Source organism: Coprococcus sp. AM11-30B (assembly GCF_027674365.1).
GTDB lineage: Bacteria > Bacillota > Clostridia > Lachnospirales > Lachnospiraceae > Allocoprococcus > Allocoprococcus comes.
Genome location: NZ_JAQDVB010000025.1, coordinates 11378 through 32242, shown reverse-complemented (window position 1 = coordinate 32242; position 20865 = coordinate 11378). Strand labels below are relative to the sequence as shown.

The 20865-nt window shown below is 40.4% G+C and carries 20 protein-coding genes; 4 read left to right on the top strand and 16 right to left on the bottom strand.

The genetic code is table 11. The features are described 5' to 3' along the window. Positions 1–28: 28 nt before the first annotated feature. Genes PGU50_RS14985 through PGU50_RS14975 form a run of 3 tightly spaced genes read right to left on the bottom strand, consistent with a single transcriptional unit; the run spans position 29 to position 1684 of the window. Positions 29–622 carry a cytidylate kinase-like family protein gene (locus tag PGU50_RS14985; RefSeq protein ID WP_117559265.1) on the bottom strand — a complete coding sequence of 198 codons (594 nt, stop codon included), beginning with the start codon at positions 620–622 and terminating at the stop codon, positions 29–31. Between the two features lie 17 nt (positions 623–639). Then, positions 640–1332: an LrgB family protein gene (locus PGU50_RS14980; protein WP_117559267.1), complete on the bottom strand. Its 693-nt coding sequence runs from the start codon at positions 1330–1332 to the stop codon at positions 640–642. Continuing rightward, the gene (locus tag PGU50_RS14975) at positions 1325–1684 is read right to left on the bottom strand and encodes a CidA/LrgA family protein (protein ID WP_022220001.1); all 360 of its coding nucleotides are present in this window, start codon (positions 1682–1684) and stop codon (positions 1325–1327) included. Before PGU50_RS14975 ends, PGU50_RS14980 begins: the two co-directional genes overlap by 8 nt. 167 nt (positions 1685–1851) lie before the next feature. On the opposite strand from PGU50_RS14975, the gene PGU50_RS14970 reads away from it, so the two are divergent. The 3 genes from PGU50_RS14970 to PGU50_RS14960 all read left to right on the top strand — a co-directional run bounded on the left by PGU50_RS14970 (position 1852) and on the right by PGU50_RS14960 (position 4394). Beyond that, positions 1852–2766: a diacylglycerol/lipid kinase family protein gene (locus PGU50_RS14970; protein WP_270247316.1), complete on the top strand. Its 915-nt coding sequence runs from the start codon at positions 1852–1854 to the stop codon at positions 2764–2766. A 17-nt stretch (positions 2767–2783) separates the two neighbouring features. Continuing rightward, positions 2784–3605, top strand: coding sequence for a glycerophosphodiester phosphodiesterase family protein (locus tag PGU50_RS14965; RefSeq protein WP_270247315.1), 822 nt, complete (start codon positions 2784–2786; stop codon positions 3603–3605). 117 nt (positions 3606–3722) lie between these two features. Beyond that, positions 3723–4394, top strand: coding sequence for a phosphatase PAP2 family protein (locus PGU50_RS14960; protein WP_117824525.1), 672 nt, complete (start codon positions 3723–3725; stop codon positions 4392–4394). Positions 4395–4468: 74 nt separating this feature from the next. Here the strand turns inward: PGU50_RS14960 and mutY are convergent, their stop codons facing one another. From mutY to PGU50_RS14920, 8 genes are all read right to left on the bottom strand, one after another. Continuing rightward, on the bottom strand, positions 4469–6193 hold the full coding sequence (mutY, locus tag PGU50_RS14955) for an A/G-specific adenine glycosylase (RefSeq protein WP_270247314.1): 1725 nt from the start codon (positions 6191–6193) through the stop codon (positions 4469–4471). 402 nt (positions 6194–6595) lie between these two features. Beyond that, positions 6596–6796, bottom strand: coding sequence for a hypothetical protein (locus tag PGU50_RS14950; protein WP_270247312.1), 201 nt, complete (start codon positions 6794–6796; stop codon positions 6596–6598). A gap of 530 nt (positions 6797–7326) precedes the next feature. Beyond that, a complete protein-coding gene (locus PGU50_RS14945; RefSeq protein ID WP_270247311.1) occupies positions 7327–8454 on the bottom strand; it encodes a coiled-coil domain-containing protein in 1128 nt (375 codons plus the stop codon). A 232-nt stretch (positions 8455–8686) separates the two neighbouring features. Continuing rightward, a complete protein-coding gene (locus tag PGU50_RS14940) occupies positions 8687–10798 on the bottom strand; it encodes an efflux RND transporter permease subunit (protein WP_181988910.1) in 2112 nt (703 codons plus the stop codon). Between the two features lie 252 nt (positions 10799–11050). Next, a complete protein-coding gene (gene yajC / locus PGU50_RS14935) occupies positions 11051–11317 on the bottom strand; it encodes a preprotein translocase subunit YajC (protein ID WP_008373617.1) in 267 nt (88 codons plus the stop codon). Between the two features lie 31 nt (positions 11318–11348). Then, complete coding sequence (locus PGU50_RS14930; RefSeq protein ID WP_270247323.1) at positions 11349–12524, bottom strand: M20 metallopeptidase family protein; 1176 nt, start codon at positions 12522–12524, stop codon at positions 11349–11351. A gap of 56 nt (positions 12525–12580) precedes the next feature. Beyond that, positions 12581–13249, bottom strand: coding sequence for a hypothetical protein (locus PGU50_RS14925; RefSeq protein WP_022219995.1), 669 nt, complete (start codon positions 13247–13249; stop codon positions 12581–12583). A gap of 12 nt (positions 13250–13261) precedes the next feature. Beyond that, positions 13262–13972 carry a DUF5058 family protein gene (locus PGU50_RS14920; protein ID WP_022219994.1) on the bottom strand — a complete coding sequence of 237 codons (711 nt, stop codon included), beginning with the start codon at positions 13970–13972 and terminating at the stop codon, positions 13262–13264. A gap of 216 nt (positions 13973–14188) precedes the next feature. Between PGU50_RS14920 and PGU50_RS14915 the strand changes: the two genes are divergently transcribed. Beyond that, positions 14189–15811, top strand: coding sequence for a PucR family transcriptional regulator (locus tag PGU50_RS14915; RefSeq protein WP_270247310.1), 1623 nt, complete (start codon positions 14189–14191; stop codon positions 15809–15811). Positions 15812–16641: 830 nt separating this feature from the next. Here PGU50_RS14915 and PGU50_RS14910 read toward each other — a convergent pair. The 5 genes from PGU50_RS14910 to PGU50_RS14890 form a co-directional block, all read right to left on the bottom strand. Beyond that, on the bottom strand, positions 16642–17247 hold the full coding sequence (locus PGU50_RS14910) for a helix-turn-helix domain-containing protein (RefSeq protein WP_270247309.1): 606 nt from the start codon (positions 17245–17247) through the stop codon (positions 16642–16644). 140 nt (positions 17248–17387) lie between these two features. Continuing rightward, entirely contained in the window at positions 17388–17813 is a 426-nt protein-coding gene (locus PGU50_RS14905; RefSeq protein ID WP_117834610.1) for an N-acetyltransferase, read from the bottom strand. Between the two features lie 292 nt (positions 17814–18105). Then, entirely contained in the window at positions 18106–19281 is a 1176-nt protein-coding gene (locus PGU50_RS14900) for an IS91 family transposase (protein ID WP_330672575.1), read from the bottom strand. 2 nt (positions 19282–19283) lie between these two features. Beyond that, on the bottom strand, positions 19284–20126 hold the full coding sequence (locus PGU50_RS14895) for a tyrosine-type recombinase/integrase (RefSeq protein WP_270247307.1): 843 nt from the start codon (positions 20124–20126) through the stop codon (positions 19284–19286). Between the two features lie 275 nt (positions 20127–20401). Beyond that, on the bottom strand, positions 20402–20845 hold the full coding sequence (locus tag PGU50_RS14890) for a GNAT family N-acetyltransferase (protein WP_034880612.1): 444 nt from the start codon (positions 20843–20845) through the stop codon (positions 20402–20404). Positions 20846–20865: the final 20 nt, after the last annotated feature.

Sequence of the window (20865 nt, the reverse complement as noted above, 5' to 3'; positions counted from 1 at the left end):
ACAAACTAGTATATTCTTTTTATACCTTCTAAGCTCTGTCAGCTTCTTCTGTCATCTTCTTATAATACAGAATCAGATCTGCTGCCTGTTCATAGGACAACTCTGTAGTGCTGACCGAAAGATCATAATTCTTCGACATTCCCCATTCCTGTCCGGTATAATCCTTACGAAAAGCGCTTCTTTTCTCATCCACATCCTGGATCTTACGTTTCGCTTTCATTCTGCTTGTAATATGATCACGCTCTTTCACGCGTTCAATTCGTGTTTCCATATCTGCATGGACAAACACACTAAAAGCTTCTTCTCGGTTTCTCATCAGATAACCTGCGCACCTTCCCATAATAATACATGGTCCTTCTTCCACAAGCTCCTCAATCAGCTTAAATGGATATGGCTTCTTCTTCGGTTCTGCAAAATTCATTGCGATTGAATAAAGAAGGCTGTCCACCGGCTGTTCATCCAGATACTCCTGCATTTCTTTCTCGTATCCGCGCATCTTTGCAATTTCAAACAGCTTCTCTTTATCGTAAAACGCATAACCGGTACGCTTTGCCAGCAATTCACCGATTTCATGTCCGCCGCTTCCATATTCCCGTCCGATACAGATAATTGTTTTCTCCATATTCTGCACACTCCTCTCTAATACAGGTGATAGAAAATCAATGAACCTACAACCGTCATCAATCCGGCCACTGCAATAGAAAGACTGCTCATTGCTCCTTCAATCTCTCCGATTTCCATTGCCTTTGCCGTTCCCATAGCATGGGAAGCTGTTCCGATTGCCAGTCCTTTTGCAATCGGATGCTCAATTTTGCAGAGCTTACAGATTCCCTCTGCAAACATATTTCCAATAATCCCGGTAATTACGATCGCAGCAACTGTAATCGTCACAATTCCACCAAGCTCTTCTGAGATTCCCATACCGATCGCTGTGGTAATTGATTTTGGAAGAAGCGTTACATAGAACTGCTTCTTCAGGTGGAACAACATAGAAAATACCCATACACCGGCAAGGCTGGCAAATACACCTGTTGTAATTCCTGCAATGATCGCTTTCAGATTCTTCTTAAGAAGATTCATCTGCTGATAAAGCGGAATTGCAAGACAGACTGTAGACGGTGTCAGAAGGTAGCTCAGTACATTCGCTCCCTTATCATAAGTATCATAATCAATTCCAGTCACTTTTAGCACGATAATTACAAAAACAATCGAAACAAGAAGTGGATTGAAGATACCAATTTTTAACTTTTTACGCAGAAAAATTCCTGCCTCATATCCAAAAAGACTGATCGCCATACAAAAAAAGGTCGATCCATGCAGCATATTACTCATCCTTCTTCTCCTCTTTCTTCAGTACAAACTGAGCAGTTCTTCCACTCACGCCCATAACCAGCACTGTTGTCACTACAATTGTAACCATAATCGGGACAAGAACCGGTTTTAAGTCTCCCCATGATACCATCAGACCTACTCCTGCAGGGATAAAAAGCATCGGCATGATTTCAATCAGAAATCCACCGGCCTCATCAACTGCTTTCAAAGGAATTACTTTTGTCTGTAAACCTGCCAGCAAGATCAGCAAGCCATAAATACTTGCAGGAACCGGTAGTGGAAGGATTGCATGCAAAAGCTCTCCCGCAAAGGAAATCAATATGATAATCAAGAATTGTCTTATAAATTTCACAGTATTACCTCCATTTATTTTATGTTCATTTTTTAACACATGTACCAGAATAGCACTTTTAACACTCTGCCTCAATAAATTTTTGCATTTTTATTGTTTTTTTGACAATATCCTCTCATTCCGATGCTAGAATGAAACTAAATTTATAGAAGTGAAGGGATGACTTTATGTATCATTTTATAGCCAATCCTAACGCCCGCTCGGGTCAGGGACTTGCACTATGGGAAAAGATTAAATTAAAGCTGATAGCAGAACATATAGATTACCAGATCCATTTTACACATCACCGGCATCACGCAACGGAAATTGCCGCCGAGCTTACCGCCTCCGGGGATCCTGTTACGATCGTTGTACTTGGTGGTGATGGAAGTGTGGATGAAGTAATCTGTGGTCTGCAGAATTTAAGCCTGGTTACCCTCGGTTACATTCCGATCGGCTCTGGCAATGATTTTGGCCGGGGACTTGCCCTTCCATCCGATACCATGAAAGCTCTGGATCTGGTACTTCATTCTGAACAGACGCGCAAGATCAATCTTGGTGTATTGCACTATCATGACAAGGTTCACCGTTTTGCCGTCAGTTCCGGAATCGGATACGATGCAGCTATCTGCCATCAACTTTGTATTTCCAGGGTTAAAGTCTTTTTTAACCGGCTCGGTCTGGGCAAACTTGCCTATGCAGCCTGCTCACTCTACCGTCTGCGCCGCTGTCAGCCAGATGAGATGGAAATCCTTCTGGACGATACCAAAAGACTTCATTTTAAACGGGTTTTCTTTGCCTCTGCATTTAATCTTCCTTATGAAGGTGGTGGATGCAAATTCTGCCCGGATGCCAAACCGGATGATGATCTGCTGGACTTTATTGTGATTGCAGATGTTCCCAAAATTATTGCTCTGGCAATTCTGCCGACTGTGTTTTCCGGAAAGCATACCCGACTTCCAGGCGTACATATCTTCCGCTGTAAAAAAGCAGAAGTACACTCAAAAGTAGCACTTCCGGTACATTCTGACGGCGAACCGATTTATCTCCAGAAGGATGTTTCGTTCTCTCTCGAACCTGAGACACTGAAAATTATTACATAAAAGAAGGGGACTTTTCTATGCTGTTGTTTTGGATTCTTTTAACTGTTGTTGTATGTTTTTTCTTATATTTACATATGATCATGCCGAATACTTCCCGCCGAAGCAAAATCCTCCCTTATCTCAAGCGGGATTATGCCCATCGCGGACTACATGATTCTTCCCGGCTGATTCCCGAGAATTCTATGCCGGCATTTCGTGAGGCAGTAAAACAAAATCTTGCCATCGAACTTGATATCCATCTCACCCGTGATGGAAAAGTAGTCGTATTCCATGACGAGTCTTTAAAGCGGATCTGCAATGCCAAAGGGACAGTTGAGGATTCCACGTTTGATGCGCTACAGCACCTGTATCTTTCCGGAACTTCGGAGCATATGCCACTTTTTTCAGATGTCCTTCGCTATGTCAATGGGCGGGTTCCTCTTCTGATTGAACTAAAGCTTCCGGACAGCAATATGAAGCTCTGTCCTGCCGCATGGGATATTTTAAAGGATTATAAAGGACCTTATATGGTCCAGTCTTTCAACTCCCTTGGAATCCGATGGTTTCACAAGCATGCGCCTCAGGTTCTTCGTGGACAGCTTTCTTCTGCCCTGACTCGCACGAATCCGGAAAATCCTTTTCTGGCGCGCTTTTGTGTACAGTTCCTGCTGACCAACCTGATCTGTCGTCCGGACTTTATTTCTTATAAACTTGCAGATGCCGGCAATCCTTCCGTCTGGCTGAACCACTATCTGTACCGTATTCCGATGGCAGTCTGGACACTCCGCAATCAAAAAGCTTATAAAACTGCACGGAATAAATATGATATGTATATCTTTGAAGGTTTCTCCGTAAAATAGAGAATAGAAAAAAATATGAATGTTTTATGAAGTCTGTTGTCGAGAAAAATTTTTAATGTTATACTACCTCTAGTAACAAGAAAGAAACATCTTCACCCGAAGGAGCTGATTTTTATCATGAGTCATATTTTAAAAAAATTAAAGACACTGATGCATACATACAGCCATGCATGGGTATTACTATATGCTTTTATTTATTTTCCATGGTTTACTTATCTGGAACGCCATGTGACCGACAATTATTTTGTAATCCATTCGATATTCGATGACTACATCCCGTTTTGTGAATATTTCATCATTCCGTACCTGCTGTGGTTTGCTTATATTGCAGTCACACTGGGATATTTGTTCTTTAATGATAAACAGGGATTTTACAAAGCCTCCGCGATCATGTTCAGCGGTATGACCATTTTTCTGATCATCTGCACGGTATTTCCGAACGGATTAAACCTGAGGCCGGAAGTATTTACGCGTGATAACTTCTGTATCGAGCTGGTTAAACGGATCTATCAGACGGATACACCTACGAATGTGCTTCCAAGTCTTCATGTATACAACTCTATTTGTTGTTACATCGCAATTTCCCATTGCGAGAAGCTTCAGCATTCCAGACTGATTCAGAAAGGATCTCTTGTTTTAAGCATTCTGATCATTCTGTCAACCATGTTCCTGAAGCAACATTCCGTAGTGGATGTAGTTGCTGCATGTGTGATGGCATATTTCATGTACTCACTAATTTATGCACAGGAAGGAGCAAAGTCACCACGGCTTGCACGTCAGGTGATTTAAACACTTATAATTATTTTGTTTGATCCAAAGAAAGGACATCGCATTTCGCAAAATCGAAAAGCAATGTCCTTCTTTTATTTCACCTTCCATGCACTAAACGCCGATGGCATGGAATATTCCTTTTGTATTTCTTCCGGATGTGCAAAGATCATCTCTTCTTTGCAGTTCTTCTCCAGTTCATCCACGATCACCTCATACGCAGTCATATGCCATTCAATATGGCTGAAAATATGCTTCGCATTCCGCAGCTTTTTCACACGGATCGGTGCAAGCCCGATAGATTTACTGTAAGCGGTTACTTCGTCCATCGTAAGCTTTCCGTCCAGATTCGGGAACTCATACATACCTGCAAGCAGTCCCTTATCCGGTCGTTTCCGGATTGCCACATGATCACCATCCTTAAAAATCAAAACGGTTCTCTCCTCAATCCTGCGCGCTTTTGCCTTTTTCTTCACCGGCAGTTCATTCTGGATTCCCAGCCTTTTCGCTTCACAGATTCCCGTAAGAGGACAGATTTCACACTTTGCCTCCCCATTCGGCACACAGACAATCGCGCCAAGTTCGATCAGCCCCTGGTTAAAATCCGATGCCGCATCTTCTGGGATCACCGGTTCAATCGCATTTTCTATCTTTGTCCTGACGGACGCTTTCATAATATCTTCATCGCTCGCCAGCAGTCTTGATACCACCCGGAGAACATTTCCGTCCACTGCCGGCTTTGGAATTCCATAGGCAAAAGAAGAAATTGCCCCTGCCGTATAATTTCCAATTCCTGGAAGCGCCTTGATCTCCTCATAATTTTCCGGAAATTTTCCTGCGTATTCTTTCTCGATCTTCTGCGCTGCTTTTTGCATATTGCGTACCCGGTTATAATATCCAAGCCCTTCCCAGAGCTTTAAAAGCTTATCCTCCGGTGCCTCGGCAAGATCTTTTACCGTTGGAAGCTCTGTCATGAAACGCTCAAAAAATGGCTTTACTGCTTCCACTCTCGTCTGCTGCAGCATAATTTCAGACACCCATACCCGATAGGCATTTACATGATGTCTCCACGGCAGATCCCGTTTCCGCTCTCTGTACCATTCCACAAGCAGCTCCGGTGCTTCATAAAGCTGTGGATTGGTAAGTACTACCGGAACTTCGTCCGCAATTGCAATGGAATCCTCTGTCACAAAACAGTCCTTTGCGATCACCTGAACTCCGCTTCCTGCTGCTTCCGCAAGAACATCTGCAAATTCTTTGTGCGTCCGTCTGTTTGGTGTAAAATAACGTACTCCTTTCATCTGGACCACAAAGAATACATACGCCTCGTATCCATCCTGTACCGCTGCTTCCAGCTCTTTTAAATGCTTCACCGCCCGCTCGCTCGGTGCATCCGGAAACCTTACCACGCCTTCTTCTTCCAGCGTAACCCCTTTCACTTCTATAAACGCTTTTTTCTCTTCATATTCCACATACAGATCAAACCTGGAATTCTTATAGGTAACTTCCGGTCTGACGACCTTCACATCCTTGAACCATCTCCCGGCTTCAATCCATTCCTGTACCACTTTGTTCGTCACCTGGGAATCCATATTGATCAGCCGATCAGCTTTCCTGACACCGATCAGATCCCAGCCAGTCTTACGCTCTGCACTTTCAGACTTCTGGACAAGCACCTCTGCTCCCGGAACCAGAAGTTCCGCGCATCTCCCTGTATTCTTCACATGGACCGTTTCTTCTTTTCCATTTATTTCTATTTTTGCTATAAATCGATTAGGGCGCTTTAAAAAGCGCCCCTTTTGTATTCTCTCATATATCATATTATTGCTCCCGTTTTCCGGCTATCACAAGTGGAATCTGTTCATGCTCCGCTTTTCGGATATACTTTTTGCTGATCTGCGAATCCGTAATGATCTTGTATACATCCTTAACCGGACAGATCACGGCTCAAATCCGCAACTCTTACTTTTCCATTTTCTGTTACTTTCTGTAATATATGATTCCGTCTTTCCTGTAACATTTTCCCCTCCACATAACAGGCTATCTCAGATGTACTCTGGCCGGTCCGAGTTTTTTTGTTGCCAATGTCAAAATCGGTACAAACTTGTCCCCAAAATCCGGTTTTGGTACAATCAATGCCTTTTCTGTCTCATAATAAAATCCAATTGTCTTTGGTGTTGTAACTACCTCCTGGATCTATTCCCATTCATAAGTTTCTTTTTTTAAGCAAACTCTACCTGGATACCTTCATCATTGAAAGTCATTTCATTCGGAACGTGGTAACGTTCAATTTCTTTTACCTGCTTTTTAGAACGGTATTTCAGAAGTAATGGTGTATACACAATAAACACAACCGCTGCTACCAGATAAAAAATAATCTGCACGAGTTTTATCTTTCCCATAACCAGCATGATGATTCCCATAAAAGCAATCGCTGCTCCCAGAATATTTGTCAGAAAACCTGCCAGTTTCGAATAGGTATGCTATAACGTAAAGTCAAACAGGTATGTATCTGTCATCCGAACTGTAATTTTCTCTTCCGTAAACACTTTCCTTTCTTTAATAGTTTTCACCCTTTCGTTCGACAACTATTCTCTATAAAACAAAAGTCCTCTTGTATTGTAACACACAAGAGGACTTCATTCCATAAACAAATTATAACATTTTTATTCTTCCGGTGCAGCTTCACCTGTAACTTTGTAGTGAGCCCATCCTTCCGGTGAGTAAATACCTTTCTGTTTCTTCTGCATGGACTCTTTACAGGACGTGCTGCATGGGATGCAGATAAATTCGACAAGCTGATACGTGACGCTAAGGCAACCTACGAAGCACAGTAACCGGACTTCTCCAGTACAAAGCAAAATATGCTTTTTCGATTCACTGAAAATACATATCCCATTAAATTCAAAAGCGGGGCAGTAAAAGGTTTGTCCTTTACTGCCCCGCTTTTCTTTTACCAATCTGTATACAGATCTATATTTCCTGATCCACTTCCGGTATCATATACTTTTCCAGCACCAAGTGACGTCTCTACAACTGTTCCTCTCGGGTAATCATCACTTGCCAAAACAATGTAACCATCGGCATCCCTGATTGTTCCGTCACTTGCTATATGGCGTCCTGGGATCGCAAGCCCTCCTCCCGGAAGTACCTTCTGAGAATAGTAAGTCTCGGTATGTCCATTATACCAGATCCTTCCCTTTGACGGGGTAAGACCGCCTGATGGGATCACATAGCCACCGCTTCCGGAATTGGAAGAATCGGAACTAGTATTATTCGATGAATTGTTGTTAGAAGGATTATTATTGCCAGAAGAACTGTTATTCCCCGCTGAACTGCTGTTCCCGGAATTATTGCCCGCAGATGTATTACTTCCGGCGGAAGCTGACGCCTGCTTTGCCTCTTCCTGTGCCTTTTTTGCCAACTGCTCATCCGCTTTCCTCTGGGCTTCCTCCTCCTGCTTTTTCTGTGCCGCACGTGCCGCCTCAAGCTGTGCATTTACCGTGGCAAGGTCTGTCGAAGTCTCTTCTGCTTTTGCCTGCAGCGCTGCCTGTTCACTGTCCAGCTGGCTTTGCAGGTCAAGCAGTTCCTGCTGCCTGCTTTTCAGTTCAGCCTCCTGCTCTTCAATACCTTCACGTACTTTCACCATATTCTCCAGCATATCCTTATCGTACTTTGTAATATTCTGGATAAAGTCTACACGGTTCAGGAACTCTCCCATACTTTTTGCTTCACATATCATAGAAAGCAGTGTGTCCGAACCATTTTCATACATGTACTTAATTCGAGTCTTCATGTTTGCATACTGTACTTCCTCGTTATTACGGGAAATCTGGAGCGATGCTTCCAAACGGAATACTTCATTATTAGACTCTTCAATTTTCACTTCTGTCTCAGCGATTTCATTGCTGATCGTAACCAGATCCTGGTTGATCCCTTCCAACTGACTCTGTAGATTACTGGTCTTATCTTCGAGGCTGTCCACCTCTTCTGCATGTACCGACATCCCCGACAGCGCGATACCGAATGCACAGATCAGAGAAAGTCCGCACTGTACGATTCGTTTTTTCTGCATTTTCATAAATGTAATCCTTTCTTGAATGTTTTGGGGTAACACTAAGATAGTATATACTATTTTAATCAAAAGAACAACCTTCTATTTTCTGGAAAGGTCTGTACACAGCCATTTCTTCCCATTTTCAACGTACAAAAAGCTTCTTCAGATGCCATTTTTCTCTAAGTGTATGACAGCAAAAAGGAACAGGCTTTTTGCTGATTTCAATCAGTTAAGCCTGCTCCCTTTTCAGCAGAGCCTATGCTGTCGGCTCTACAACTGTTTTACTTTTATCTTTTTTCACTCTGTATCCAGCAGTTGTTCTGCAGATGACCGGATCAAAGATCAGGAACATTGCCGGAAGGACAGTCAGTACTACGATCACACTGATGATCGCTCCCCTTGAAAGAAGTTCACAGATAGAACCGATCATATCAACCTGTGTATAACAAGTCACACCAAATGTTGCCGCAAAAAAGCTCAGTCCACTAGTAATGATCGATGGCATACTGATTCTGTGTGCAATCGCAACAGATTCTTTCTTACTTTTGCCTTTCATACGTTCTTTCTGATATCTGGTCGTCATAAGGATTGCATAATCAACGGTTGCTCCCAACTGGATTGCTCCGATAACGATACTTGCAACGAACGGAAGACTCTTGCCCTGATAGAACGGAATCGCCATATTAATCGTAATCGCAAACTCGATAACCGAAACCAGAATGATCGGAAGCGAGATGGATTTAAATATAAGCAAAATGATAATAAAGATTGCTGCGATTGAAATAACGTTAACCCTTGTCAGATCGATGTCTGTTACATCCTGCAGGTCTTTCATCAGTGGTGCTTCACCGATTACCATTCCAGACTTATCATAGGATTTTACAATCTTATCAATCTGTTTGATCTGTTTGTTGACCTGCGGAGTTGCAGACTCATACTTGGTACATACAAACATCAACTCGGTATCCTTACCCTGAAGCATACTCTTTACATCATCCGGGATCATCGATTCCGGAATAGAAGATCCAACGATGGAGTTAAGTCCAAGTGTCCATTTTACACCTTTGACATCATCAATTTCACTCATCATTGCCTTTTTCTCTTTGGCATCCATGTCTTTATCTACCATAACTATATGCATTGTACTCATATCAAAGTCATCTTTCAGTTCACTGTTTGCCACATTTGATGGAAGTGACTGTGGAAGTGACTGTGCAATATTATAATAAATTTTTGTATGATTATTGCCATAAATAGCAGGAATAAGCAAGATCAGGAAAGCAACGATCCATACTTTGTAATGTTTGGTGATAAATGTCGAAACCTTATCCATGCTCTTGATCAGCGGTTTATGCTTGGTTTTTTCAATCGGTTTATCAAAAATAAGAATCATTGCCGGAAGGATTGTTACACAGCAAAGCACTCCAATGATAACACCTTTTGCCATAACAATACCAAGATCACGACCAAGTGCAAATGTCATAACACAAAGAGCTACAAATCCTGCTACTGTAGTGACAGAACTTCCTACAATGGATTTGAATGTATTAGAAATCGCATGTCCCATCGCACGGTTCTTATCTCCCGGGAAACGGCGCTTGTTCTCTTCGTAGCTATTCAGCAGGAAAATGGAGTAATCCATCGTAACACCCAGCTGCAATACCGCCGTCAGCGCTTTTGTAATGTAACAGATCTCGCCAAGGAAAATGTTACTTCCCAGATTATATACAATTGCTACACCTATACTGATCAGGAAAAAAATCGGTACCAGGAAGGATTCTCCGGTAATTTCCAGCACCAGAAAAGAAAGAATTGCCGCAATTACAACATAAATCGGGACTTCTTTCATTGCTACATTCTTGATATCGGCTACAACACCTGTCATACCTGCAATAAAACACTGTTTGCTGGCAATCTTACGCATCTCACCGACTGCATTCATTGCTTCGTCAGATGAAGTCGTATTGTCAAATAATGCGAGCATCAGTGTCGCATCTCCGTTGTAGAAGGCTTTTCTCAAATCGGATGGTATCATCTCTACCGGCAGTGAAAGATCTGCCACATCACCATACCATAATACTTTTTCGACATGATCAACCTTATTAAACTGATCCGCCAGCTTCTGGATATCTTTCATGTCCGTATCCTCTACAACAACCATGGCGAATGCACCCATACCATATTCATCCACCATAACGTCCTGTCCTTCTACTGTTTCCAGTGATTCCGGAAGGTAACTGAGCAAGTCGTAGTTAATTCTTGTCTTCGCCATTCCAATAAATGACGGAATCAAAAGCAGTATCCCCAGTAACAAAATTATAAATCTGTGTTTTGCTATCCATTTTCCCGCTTTGACCACAATAATCATCTCCCTGTCTTTACATTTTTATTCTATAGAATATTATACAAAAAAATGACTGATGGTCAATATCAAATAGTCACAATAATTTCATAATTAAAAAATGAATTTTGGTCATTTTTAGCATGGTTGATTTTTTATTATTTTCCAAAAACTATAAACTACAAAAAAACTGCTACTGGCAGTTTTTCTTGTACACAAACATACTAAAAAGGGTGTTTTTCTGGTATATTACAGAGAAACACCCTTTGCTCTTAGCTCTTATTTACGAATCGTAGATACAGAATAGACCAGAATTTTCATACAGATTTCTTTTTCCGGATCAATCTCTACTGTAAGGATTTCACCATCCCGTTCTTTTACTGTTGCGATAATCCCTCCCATTGTAAGAACCTCATCTCCAACCTTGATCGAATCATGGAGTTCCTGCATTTTTTTATTCTTTTTCTTTCCCGGAACTACCATCATAAAATAGATCACTACAAACAATAGTACCGCATACAATAAAATCATCATCTGTGCATTCATACTCTTATCCTGCCTTTTTTGCTTTATTATACTACTTCAGATAAGCTTCTACAATCTTTACAAACATTGCTGATCCTCTGTAGAGCACGTCTTCATCTACATTAAAGTGTGGATTATGATGAGGAACATCCGTATGCTTTACCGGATTAGAAGAACTAAGGAAGAAAAATGCTCCGGGTACTTTCTGTAAGTAGTATGCAAAATCCTCTCCTGCCATATTTGGTGCCGGAACTTTACTTACAACATCCTCTTCACCTACAACTTCTTTTGCGGCTTCAGTTACAAGTGCTGCCATCTCATCGTTATTGATTACCGGAGGTGCTCCCCAGTCCATCTCAACTTCTGCTGTTCCTCTGAATGTTGCTGCTGTACTCTTTGCAATCTCTTCAATTCGTTTTGCAAGGTACTGTCTTATTGGCTCTTCCAGTGCCCGGATCGTTCCTTCGATTTCTACTTCGCTTGGAATTGCATTATAAGCAACACCACCATGGAAATAACCAATTGTTACAACTGCAGCTTTTACTGCGGAAACTTCACGTGCAATGATTTCCTGCAGGTTAATTACAATATGAGACGCCATTGTAATCGGGTCTGTTCCTTTTTCCGGAGTAGAGCCATGACAACCTGTTCCTTTTACATGGATCACAAATCTGTCAAATGACGCCATACAGCATCCAGGAGTAACAATTACCTTTCCTGCAGGGATATCTTTGTTGATGATACTTCCGATATGCTGTCCAAATACAGCATCTACACCATCCATTGCACCATCTTTGATCATAATCTCTGCGCCTTTGGATAATTCTTCCGCGGTCTGGAACAGAAGTCTTACATTTCCTTTAATTTCTGCTTTGTGTGCATTCAAAACTTTTGCAGCTCCAAGAAGCATTGCGATATGATTGTCATGTCCACAGGCATGCATCAGACCTTCATGTTTGGACTTATAATCGACATCATTTGCCTCCGTAATCTTAAGTGCATCCATATCTGCACGAAGTGCAACCGTCTTACCTGGCTGCCCACCCTTGATTTCTGCAATGATACTGCTGTCTGTTCCTGAACATTTATAAGGAATTCCGAGTTCATCCAATTTATCTGTTACATATTTCTGCGTTTCCGGAAGATCAAAACCAAATTCCGGAATCTGATGCAACTCTCTTCGTATTTTTACGAGTTCTTCCTGTAAACCTTCACATTCTTTCCACATACTCATGCTTATTCCCTCTTTTCTCTATGAATCTTTTGCTTTTTATTCATTTCCCACTAAGCAGTTTTCTTTTCTTTTACATATAACAGTCTTGCAAATCCAAGGCTTCCGAATACAGACACAACGATAAGTACCCATGCCGGAGGAGCGATCGTAAATTTAAGGATAAGCGGAAGTCCCATACCAAAGATGGCAACTTTAGGATATTTCAATGCATAGGTTCCAAAAGTTCCTCCGAAAATTGCACCTGCTGCATATTTTGTAAGAGCGGATACAATAACATCTGGAAGTACGGATACAACTGCTGATCCTACTAAAACAGCTGCTGTTGTAGCGATCAGGTTTGTAATAATAGAACCACAGATTGCCATTGTAGAAGCCACCTCTGCCTGAAGCGTTCCCGGTTCACTCTCCGTCGTTTCAAGAGCCATTGTTGCACATGGAACTCGCATGTTACCGATATTTCCTGAAAGGAAACTTAAATATGTACCAGTAAGTCCAAGAGCTGCATAGTAAGAAATTGGTTCAACAACATAGAATGCACCAAATGATAATGCAACCATTCCCCATCCTGCAAGTACTACTTTCGGATCCGGCCAGCAGTTATAGGTAATACACAGCCAGATAACCGGTATAAATGATGTAAATGCTGCGAGCAGGTTTGTAGGAGTACCGATTCTAATACTATTCTTTTTCCATTCTGACATTAATTCTTTATTTTCCATAATCATACCCTCCTATGCTCCAACTGCCATATCATAGATGATTGCAAATAACATTCCGATGATCATTGCAATACCAAGATTGTACTCTCTGATTTTTGGAACTTTCTTTGCTACAAATTTTTCAAGGATTGCCATTCCAATAATACCACCGGCAACGGCTGCTGCATTTCCCCATCCTTTACCAATTTCGTTGACATCCAGATAACCGAAGATACCAAGTGAACAGGCCCCACTCATTACAACCAGCCATTTTGAATCGCCACCGCTCATCTTTGTTCTTAAGTTTTCAAGTGCAGGTGTAAAAAGACCTGTTACAACCAGCCATCCGGCTCCGTTGAGTGCCATTACGAACCAGCTGACAGCCATAACTTTCAGTGTAAATCCAGCTCCTCCAAGCTCTGCGCCTGCCGCTTCAGCACCAAGCGTTGCTGCAGTAAGCTCTGTCGGTGCTGCACCAATGATGGAAAGTCTCTGCCATGCCATTGGACCTCCGATCGAAGTCATAAGACCAACCATTACGATAAATACACCAAGTGCAGGTCCGATTGCGGAAATGAGACCGACTCTGAATGCTGTCTTCGGCACTGTTGCCGGAATGTTTGCCTTCACTGTCATTTTCTTTGCCATTCGGATATAAAGAACAGCCTGGACAAATGCAATTGCTACAGTAATACCACAAAGCAAATACACGATCATTGAATTAGAAATCTCTACATAATCCATATACTCTCTTCCTTTCTTCTTTCATGTTCCTTTTTTGTTATCCAGTTTCCTCTTGTTGATGATAAGTTTACAACTTAATAACTTTGCTTTCTATATATATCATGTACAAATTTATCTTGATTTTTTTATATTCGACATCATTTTTTTGTATTTGTGATATAATTATTTTATCAGTTTTTGTATTTGAGATACAATTTTATTACAAGGAGACTAAAAATGACTGTCGAAGAACTATTAGAACTGCCAACTATTAAGGGATTAAAACTTATTTCCGGAAATCTCGGTGTACACAGAGAAATCTCCACAGTAACCGTCGTTGATACTCCGGATGGCTTCCAGTGGTTAAAAGGAAATGAAGTTGTGATCACAACGACCTATGCCCTGGAAAAGACGCCTAATTCTTTTCTTGATTTCATCAGCAAGCTGTTGTCAAGAAATATCAGTGCACTAATTGTCAAATCGGACCGGTACATAAAGGTTATTCCGGAAAATGCCAAAAAACTTTGTGATGAAAAAGCTTTACCACTGATCTACTGTCCGGCAATCTACGCATTTGCCGACATTATCAATCCAACTCTGTCCGGAATTATATCCAAACAGGCGGAGCAGCTAAAAGAATCTTCCAAGATTCACGAGAGTTTCCTGGAACTGGCAATAAATGACCGCTCTATCCATCAAATTTTGCAGACACTGAGTACTCTGATCCAGGAACCGACTGCCTATGTTGATACTGTTTTCCACAAAGTATATTTTTCTGAAAATGTAAGCGAGGATAGTCTTTATCTGAAGGGATTATCATATGAAATTATTTTAAATGAATACCGAGAGAAATATCAGTGTATCGACGTTGTCAATAAAGAGCAGAAATTTGGATATATTATGCTTCTTTCTGACCGTTCTGACCGGACATATCCGGATACTGACTCCAATATCTACAAAACAGCGATTGAATATGCCAGTATCGTAATTATCCTGCGTATGCAGATCCGAATCAGTAACCGGATGATCGAAGAGAAATATTACTCTTCTTTTGTAGGTGATCTAATGCTTAACAACGTCAAAACACGTGAAGAGATCAATACACGTGCCCATTTATACGGCTGGAATCTGGACGGCGGCGGATTTGTTGCGATCATCGATATAAACAATATTAAAAAGTATTATCTGCGTAATCTGGATACCGGAACAAATGAAAAGCTTCAGAAATATACAGACCAGATTTTTGATACTTCTATTAAGTATATCAAGCAGGCATTCCCTTCCACTATTTATTATTCACAGAGTGACTTTATTGCCTTTCTGATCACTGGAAAACTGCCTGTCAGCGCCCGTAAAACCCTTGCAGATACATTCAGTCAAATCCAGCACAGTCTGTTGAACGCCGTTCCTTTTACTATTTCAATGGGAGTTGGAATGTATGTAGATGACATTATCAATATTCACAACAGCTACCAACAGGCAAAGCAGGTCATCCAGACTGTCTATCAGATTCAGCAATTTAACCGTCTGTTCTTTTATGATCAGATTGGAATCTATCGCTTATTATTTTCTATTTCATCCAATAACGAGGCAATTGAATTCTGCGATAAATATGTAAAGCCTCTGCAGCAATACGATGACCAGCATCATGCAAACCTGATTGAAACACTACAGTCTATCATCAACTGTGGATGGAATTTAAAGCTGGCATCTGAAAAGCTTTTTTTACATTATAATTCTGTGAAATATCGGTTTCAGAAAATTTGTGATTTACTTGAAATTGATTTGAGAGATAATTCCAGACATACGGAAATAGAACTTGCTCTTAAGATTTATTTGATTCAGAAAAATCAGATATAGCGTGGGATTTTTCGACTGACTCATTCAATCGCGGGATTTCGCCCTATAAATAAGCAAAAAAATACAGGGAAGAATGCAAGCACTCTTCCCTGATATTATTTACTTATTTGCACGGCTCAATGCCATCACGAATATTACTCGATGATTGTAGCAACACGTCCTGATCCTACAGTACGTCCACCTGCACGATACTTTAATCCCGTTTTATCTCATATTTTTTATGGTTTTCTCTCCAAAATATAGTGAAAAACGGCTGAATTGCACCACCTATTTTGATTTGCCTGATTTCTTGGCACCGTTTTGGCACCGGAATCCCTGGTCGAAAAGATTCTTTTCTACAGTTGCCCTACTCTCATCTGTCAACTTCATATTACGCCGACAGTTTCAAGCTGTTATAATCAGAATATGGGTGCTACCATAACGGTAGGTGGTTAGTCCTTCAACAGAGGGTTGCAGAGTGCCAGTGGCACTCGTTTTGCAACGACCGAAGTGAAACGGAGACCTGTGACCCTCTGATTACATAGAAACCTGTAAAGGAATCCAGTGGAAAGGAGGGCTAAGCCAATGAGTATTATTGACTTCATAGCAGTAGTGAGCTTCGGCTTAACCTGCTTTAGTATCGGATATACATTAGGCAAAGATAATCATAAACCACAAAAATAACCGCCCTGGTCTGGTAAACTAAGCGGTTATCTTTGATGATATTCTAAATAGTAAAACGGACTAACCGTCTATCGGTAGCACTCTTTTTCTATAATCATATTAGCACGCATCTGTGGAAATGTCAAAAAGTTCTTTTTCCATAGTATGTAATACGAATTTGAAAATACTTATAAGCCGAAAAAATACACCAGTACCAGCTTGATCACAGCAGCTCCACCAAAAGCAACAACTGCAATTACAACTAATTGCATAGGTTTTGGGAAATTTTCGAACACAAAAACTTTCCTACTCTTGCTCCGCACCTTGCTTAAAGATCCTGTCGTAAATACTGCCATCATTATGACTGACACAGATACCAAGGTCTCACAATAGCCGGCAAGCTTTCCTAACACATCATTATACATATATGCACCTGTTTCATGCAGAATCCAGTATAGAACCAATGCACAAACTCCCATGACACTTTGGAGCTTCATTTCCTTAAAAATCTTCTCTTTCTCTGTAGTTGCATAATCTGACATTGTTTTAGCAATTTTTCTTTCTTCTTCGTTCATCATCTCGCTTTTCCTTTCTCCACTGATAATCTCAGGAATGCTGATATCATAATAATCTGCAATATCCACAAGAATACTGATATCCGGCATATTGTTTCCGGTTTCCCATCTGGATACGGTCCTTCCAGAGACATTTAATATTTCTGCCAACTGCTCCTGTGTAATGCCTTTTTCTTTGCGAAGTTTTTTTAAAAAATTCCCGATTTTTACTTGGTCCACCTCAACTCCTCCTTTCATCATCAAATATAGAATCTGTTATCTGCAAATAACACGACACAAAGCGAGAAATGTCGTATTTTCACTAATAGACACAGTTGTCTATGCGTTTTTCATTTTTTCAATTATACAAACTGGATTTTCTATTTGTGTTGCCATGTCATTACATAATCTTTTTCTCCGGTAGCCTCATCTAAGCCACTATGCTGAATCTCAAATCCTTCTCTGTTATAAAAAGATATTGCCCGTGCGTTCTTTTGGTATACGTTCAAGTGCAACTTATTCCTTTTATCCTTTGCATAATTCAGCAGAATTTTACCTATACCCTGCGATTGCATTTCACCAGAAACAAAAATGCCCTCAACATATTCATCATTTAACCCTATAAAACCCTGTATTTCTGTATCATACTCATACACATAAACCTCTGCTAGTAACAACGCTTCTTTTACTGATTTGAAATTGCTTTTCCAGTATTCGGCGGGGATAAAATTATGTGCCTTTATATTTGTATCCAACCATATATCTGCAACTTTATTTATATCATCCCTTTGAAATTCTCTAATCATAACGGTGACTCTCCATAAACTGTTAAGGAAACAATCGGAGTTGGTGTAAACGAAAAAGCAGCCTTGAGTTCTGATAAAAACTGCCCTTTCGTTTACATCAATTTCGATTTTACCTTGGTGAACAAAGTCGCGTCCCTTTAGCCGATAGCTATGGGGATTCAATCGTTGCTCTTTTCCTTAAGTTTATCATACCGGATGTTTTGGTAAAAGTTTTTTTCTTCAAGAAATCAATTTCAGGCATGACAAACAAACCTCCTATGCGGAAGTCATTTATTCTATGCAATTATAGATTTTAACATCTCATATGTGCACGAAAAGAAGAACTGTATTTATCTTTGCGGGGTGATACCATATTCCCTCCGTAAGAAGAACATTTGCATACATCAATATTATACAAAACCTTTATCATTTCTACTGCATTTAGATTTTTTAATGTAGAAATGTATTTCTTACATCCAAGCAGGTTTCTGCAGTGAGTTATCTTTTTTCTCTTGTTTCTACATGATAGCAGACCATAGTGCCGGATTCTGACAAATCGTTTGGGAGGAACATGCATCATGAATCGACGGATGAATTCTTCTCCTGAAATTGTTTTCTCTTTCCAGCAGCCTTCGTTTTTATAGTCTTTTACTACATATGTAACTGTCGTATCTGTCATGGATTTGATTCGATGATTACTGATTGCTATCCTGTGGGTATATTTTCCAAGATAATTGATAACCGACTGTGCACCATTGAAAGTTTCTTTACAGTAAGTGACCCAGTTCTTTTCATAACACTTATCAAAAAGTTCTTTAAAACGATAGCTGTTCTGATATTTCTCTGCTGTACCATGAAATTTAAGCTTAGAATCATTCCACAGGCTTTTTAACTCATCCATATATTTTCCACGAAACACTTTTGAGATAACACCATATGGGAGAAAAAATTTTCCACCTGTATCTTTCCAGTTGTTTTCATCATCAAGTCCACCTCCAAGAACAATGGTATGAATATGCGGATGATAATTCATTGCAGAACCCCAGGTATGAAGAATACAGATATACCCTATATTAGCTCCTAGATACTTTGCGTCTTTTGCCAATTCATTCAAGGTTGCTGAGGCAGCATGATACAGTGCATCATACAACAGCTTCTGGTTGCTGTAAATGATGGAATTCAATTCATCAGGAACTGTGAATACTACATGATAATAAGGTGCATCAAGTACATTCTCTTTTTGTGCATCAATCCATTTCTCTTTCGGAAACTCCTGGCACATGGGACAGCATCTGCTTCTGCAGGAGTTATTATGAATGCTGATACATCCGCAGTCTTCACAAACACTGATGTTTACACCAAAAGCGCCTGTTTTACAGTTCATGATATGATAAGCTGTTTTTCTATGATGAGCAGGAGGGCTATTCCTCTTTTCATAAGAAGGATAAAACCGTTCAAATACATCTTGTATCGTACATGATTTCTCCATAATCATTCACCGCCCATCTCATCAAATGGACTCCTAATTCCAAGCAGAGTTTTATTGCTTACATGCAGATAAACCTCTGTTGATTTTGGATCACGATGTCCCAGAAGCGCTTGAATATATTTTACATCACAGCCGGATTCAAACAGATGACTTGCAAAGCTGTGACGTAAACAATGCGTGGAGACGTGTTTCTGAATGCCTGCTCTTTTGGTACTTTCACGAAAAAACTGAATGACACTATCTTTTGTAAGATAATCCCCTGTCCATGAACTTGGGAACAAAATCCCTCTTGGTCTGCCACATTGAAACCAGTATTCTGTCAGTATCTCGAGCGTCCGGTCTGCAAGCAAAGTATAACGATCAGAGCGACTTTTCCCATCACGGATGTGTATGGTTTTGTTCTTGCGTGAAATATCATCATAATGAAGATGTGTGACTTCTGAAACACGTAGTCCGCCTGAATACATAGTAGCAATCATAGCTTTGTGTTTCAGATTTAGCGTAGCATCAAGAATAGCCGATATTTCTGCTTTTGTAAGCACTGTCGGTAACTTCCTGTCCCTTTTCATACGAGGTATGTCCTCATCGTCCCAATTCATCTTCAATACTTTCTTGTAAAAGAAGCGGATTCCTGAATGGTAGTGATTGTATGTTTCTGGTGAAATCCCGGAAAGTTTCTTTTCAGTTAGGAATATATCAACATCGTCAGTTGTTAATGCATCTATATCCTTGGCTGTGTGGTTCAAAAAATGAGCAACACTGGTACAGTATGCATGAATCGTGGAATCCTTGAGATTCCGTTTATTTGTAGCAGATCGAATCTGATTAAAAATTTCTTCGTACATAATAAAATCCTCCATGTAAAATCAGTAGTTAATGAAAAAACCTGCTTACATGGAGGTGCATTAGCATAATAAAACCGCTTGTCAGAAAAGCGGTCAAATGGTATTCTTTTCATAGGCAGTGGTGTCTTTCTGAATTGAATTGTTTTGTGTGGTAACTTTACAATATCAAATGCTGGTAAGAATTGCCATTGCCTATTTTATTATTGAGAAAAAGAAAGCTGCGCCACAGCCTTGGCAGACCATCGCGCAGCGATTTTGTTCAACTTGAATTTAAATTATAACGGTCTTTGCAAATACACCATATCTACCAACTGTATTCCACTCTCATAGATTGGGTGGTCATAATTATCTATAAAGAAATTTGATATGATATGCGAACGGACAAAACCACACTTTTCATAAAATGGTATTGTCAGTGGGCTATCGCCTGTTCCCACTTGCAGAATGGCATATTGCTCTCTGTAATTATTAACAATAAACTCAATTAAGGCTCTTGCATAACCTTTCCCTTGATATTCTGGAACTGTCGCAATGTTCTTGATTTCAAGTATGTCATTTTCTTTATCGGTTATGACACACTCACACTTGACCCCATTATCATCAAGTACATACATCTTGCCGTTATCAAGATAACGGTCAACCATATCTTCCTGCTCATCTGCTAATAGGAGCAAATCAAGATATTGTTTTTTATTTTCTTTAACTTCAATAATTTTCATCAATCGCACCTACAAATTCT

Coding starts and splice junctions, on each gene's coding strand:
- mutY (WP_270247314.1), bottom strand. CDS start 6,193: ATGATATATGAGAGAATACAAAAGGGGCGCTTTTTAAAGCGCCCTAAT.
- PGU50_RS14985 (WP_117559265.1), bottom strand. CDS start 622: ATGGAGAAAACAATTATCTGTATCGGACGGGAATATGGAAGCGGCGGA.
- PGU50_RS14890 (WP_034880612.1), bottom strand. CDS start 20,845: ATGAAAATTATTGAAGTTAAAGAAAATAAAAAACAATATCTTGATTTG.
- PGU50_RS14950 (WP_270247312.1), bottom strand. CDS start 6,796: ATGGGAATCATCATGCTGGTTATGGGAAAGATAAAACTCGTGCAGATT.
- PGU50_RS14925 (WP_022219995.1), bottom strand. CDS start 13,249: ATGGAAAATAAAGAATTAATGTCAGAATGGAAAAAGAATAGTATTAGA.
- PGU50_RS14940 (WP_181988910.1), bottom strand. CDS start 10,798: ATGATTATTGTGGTCAAAGCGGGAAAATGGATAGCAAAACACAGATTT.
- PGU50_RS14930 (WP_270247323.1), bottom strand. CDS start 12,524: ATGTGGAAAGAATGTGAAGGTTTACAGGAAGAACTCGTAAAAATACGA.
- PGU50_RS14980 (WP_117559267.1), bottom strand. CDS start 1,332: ATGAGTAATATGCTGCATGGATCGACCTTTTTTTGTATGGCGATCAGT.
- yajC (WP_008373617.1), bottom strand. CDS start 11,317: ATGAATGCACAGATGATGATTTTATTGTATGCGGTACTATTGTTTGTA.
- PGU50_RS14970 (WP_270247316.1), top strand. CDS start 1,852: ATGTATCATTTTATAGCCAATCCTAACGCCCGCTCGGGTCAGGGACTT.
- PGU50_RS14900 (WP_330672575.1), bottom strand. CDS start 19,281: ATGGAGAAATCATGTACGATACAAGATGTATTTGAACGGTTTTATCCT.
- PGU50_RS14905 (WP_117834610.1), bottom strand. CDS start 17,813: ATGATTAGAGAATTTCAAAGGGATGATATAAATAAAGTTGCAGATATA.
- PGU50_RS14895 (WP_270247307.1), bottom strand. CDS start 20,126: ATGTACGAAGAAATTTTTAATCAGATTCGATCTGCTACAAATAAACGG.
- PGU50_RS14945 (WP_270247311.1), bottom strand. CDS start 8,454: ATGAAAATGCAGAAAAAACGAATCGTACAGTGCGGACTTTCTCTGATC.
- PGU50_RS14920 (WP_022219994.1), bottom strand. CDS start 13,972: ATGGATTATGTAGAGATTTCTAATTCAATGATCGTGTATTTGCTTTGT.
- PGU50_RS14965 (WP_270247315.1), top strand. CDS start 2,784: ATGCTGTTGTTTTGGATTCTTTTAACTGTTGTTGTATGTTTTTTCTTA.
- PGU50_RS14960 (WP_117824525.1), top strand. CDS start 3,723: ATGAGTCATATTTTAAAAAAATTAAAGACACTGATGCATACATACAGC.
- PGU50_RS14915 (WP_270247310.1), top strand. CDS start 14,189: ATGACTGTCGAAGAACTATTAGAACTGCCAACTATTAAGGGATTAAAA.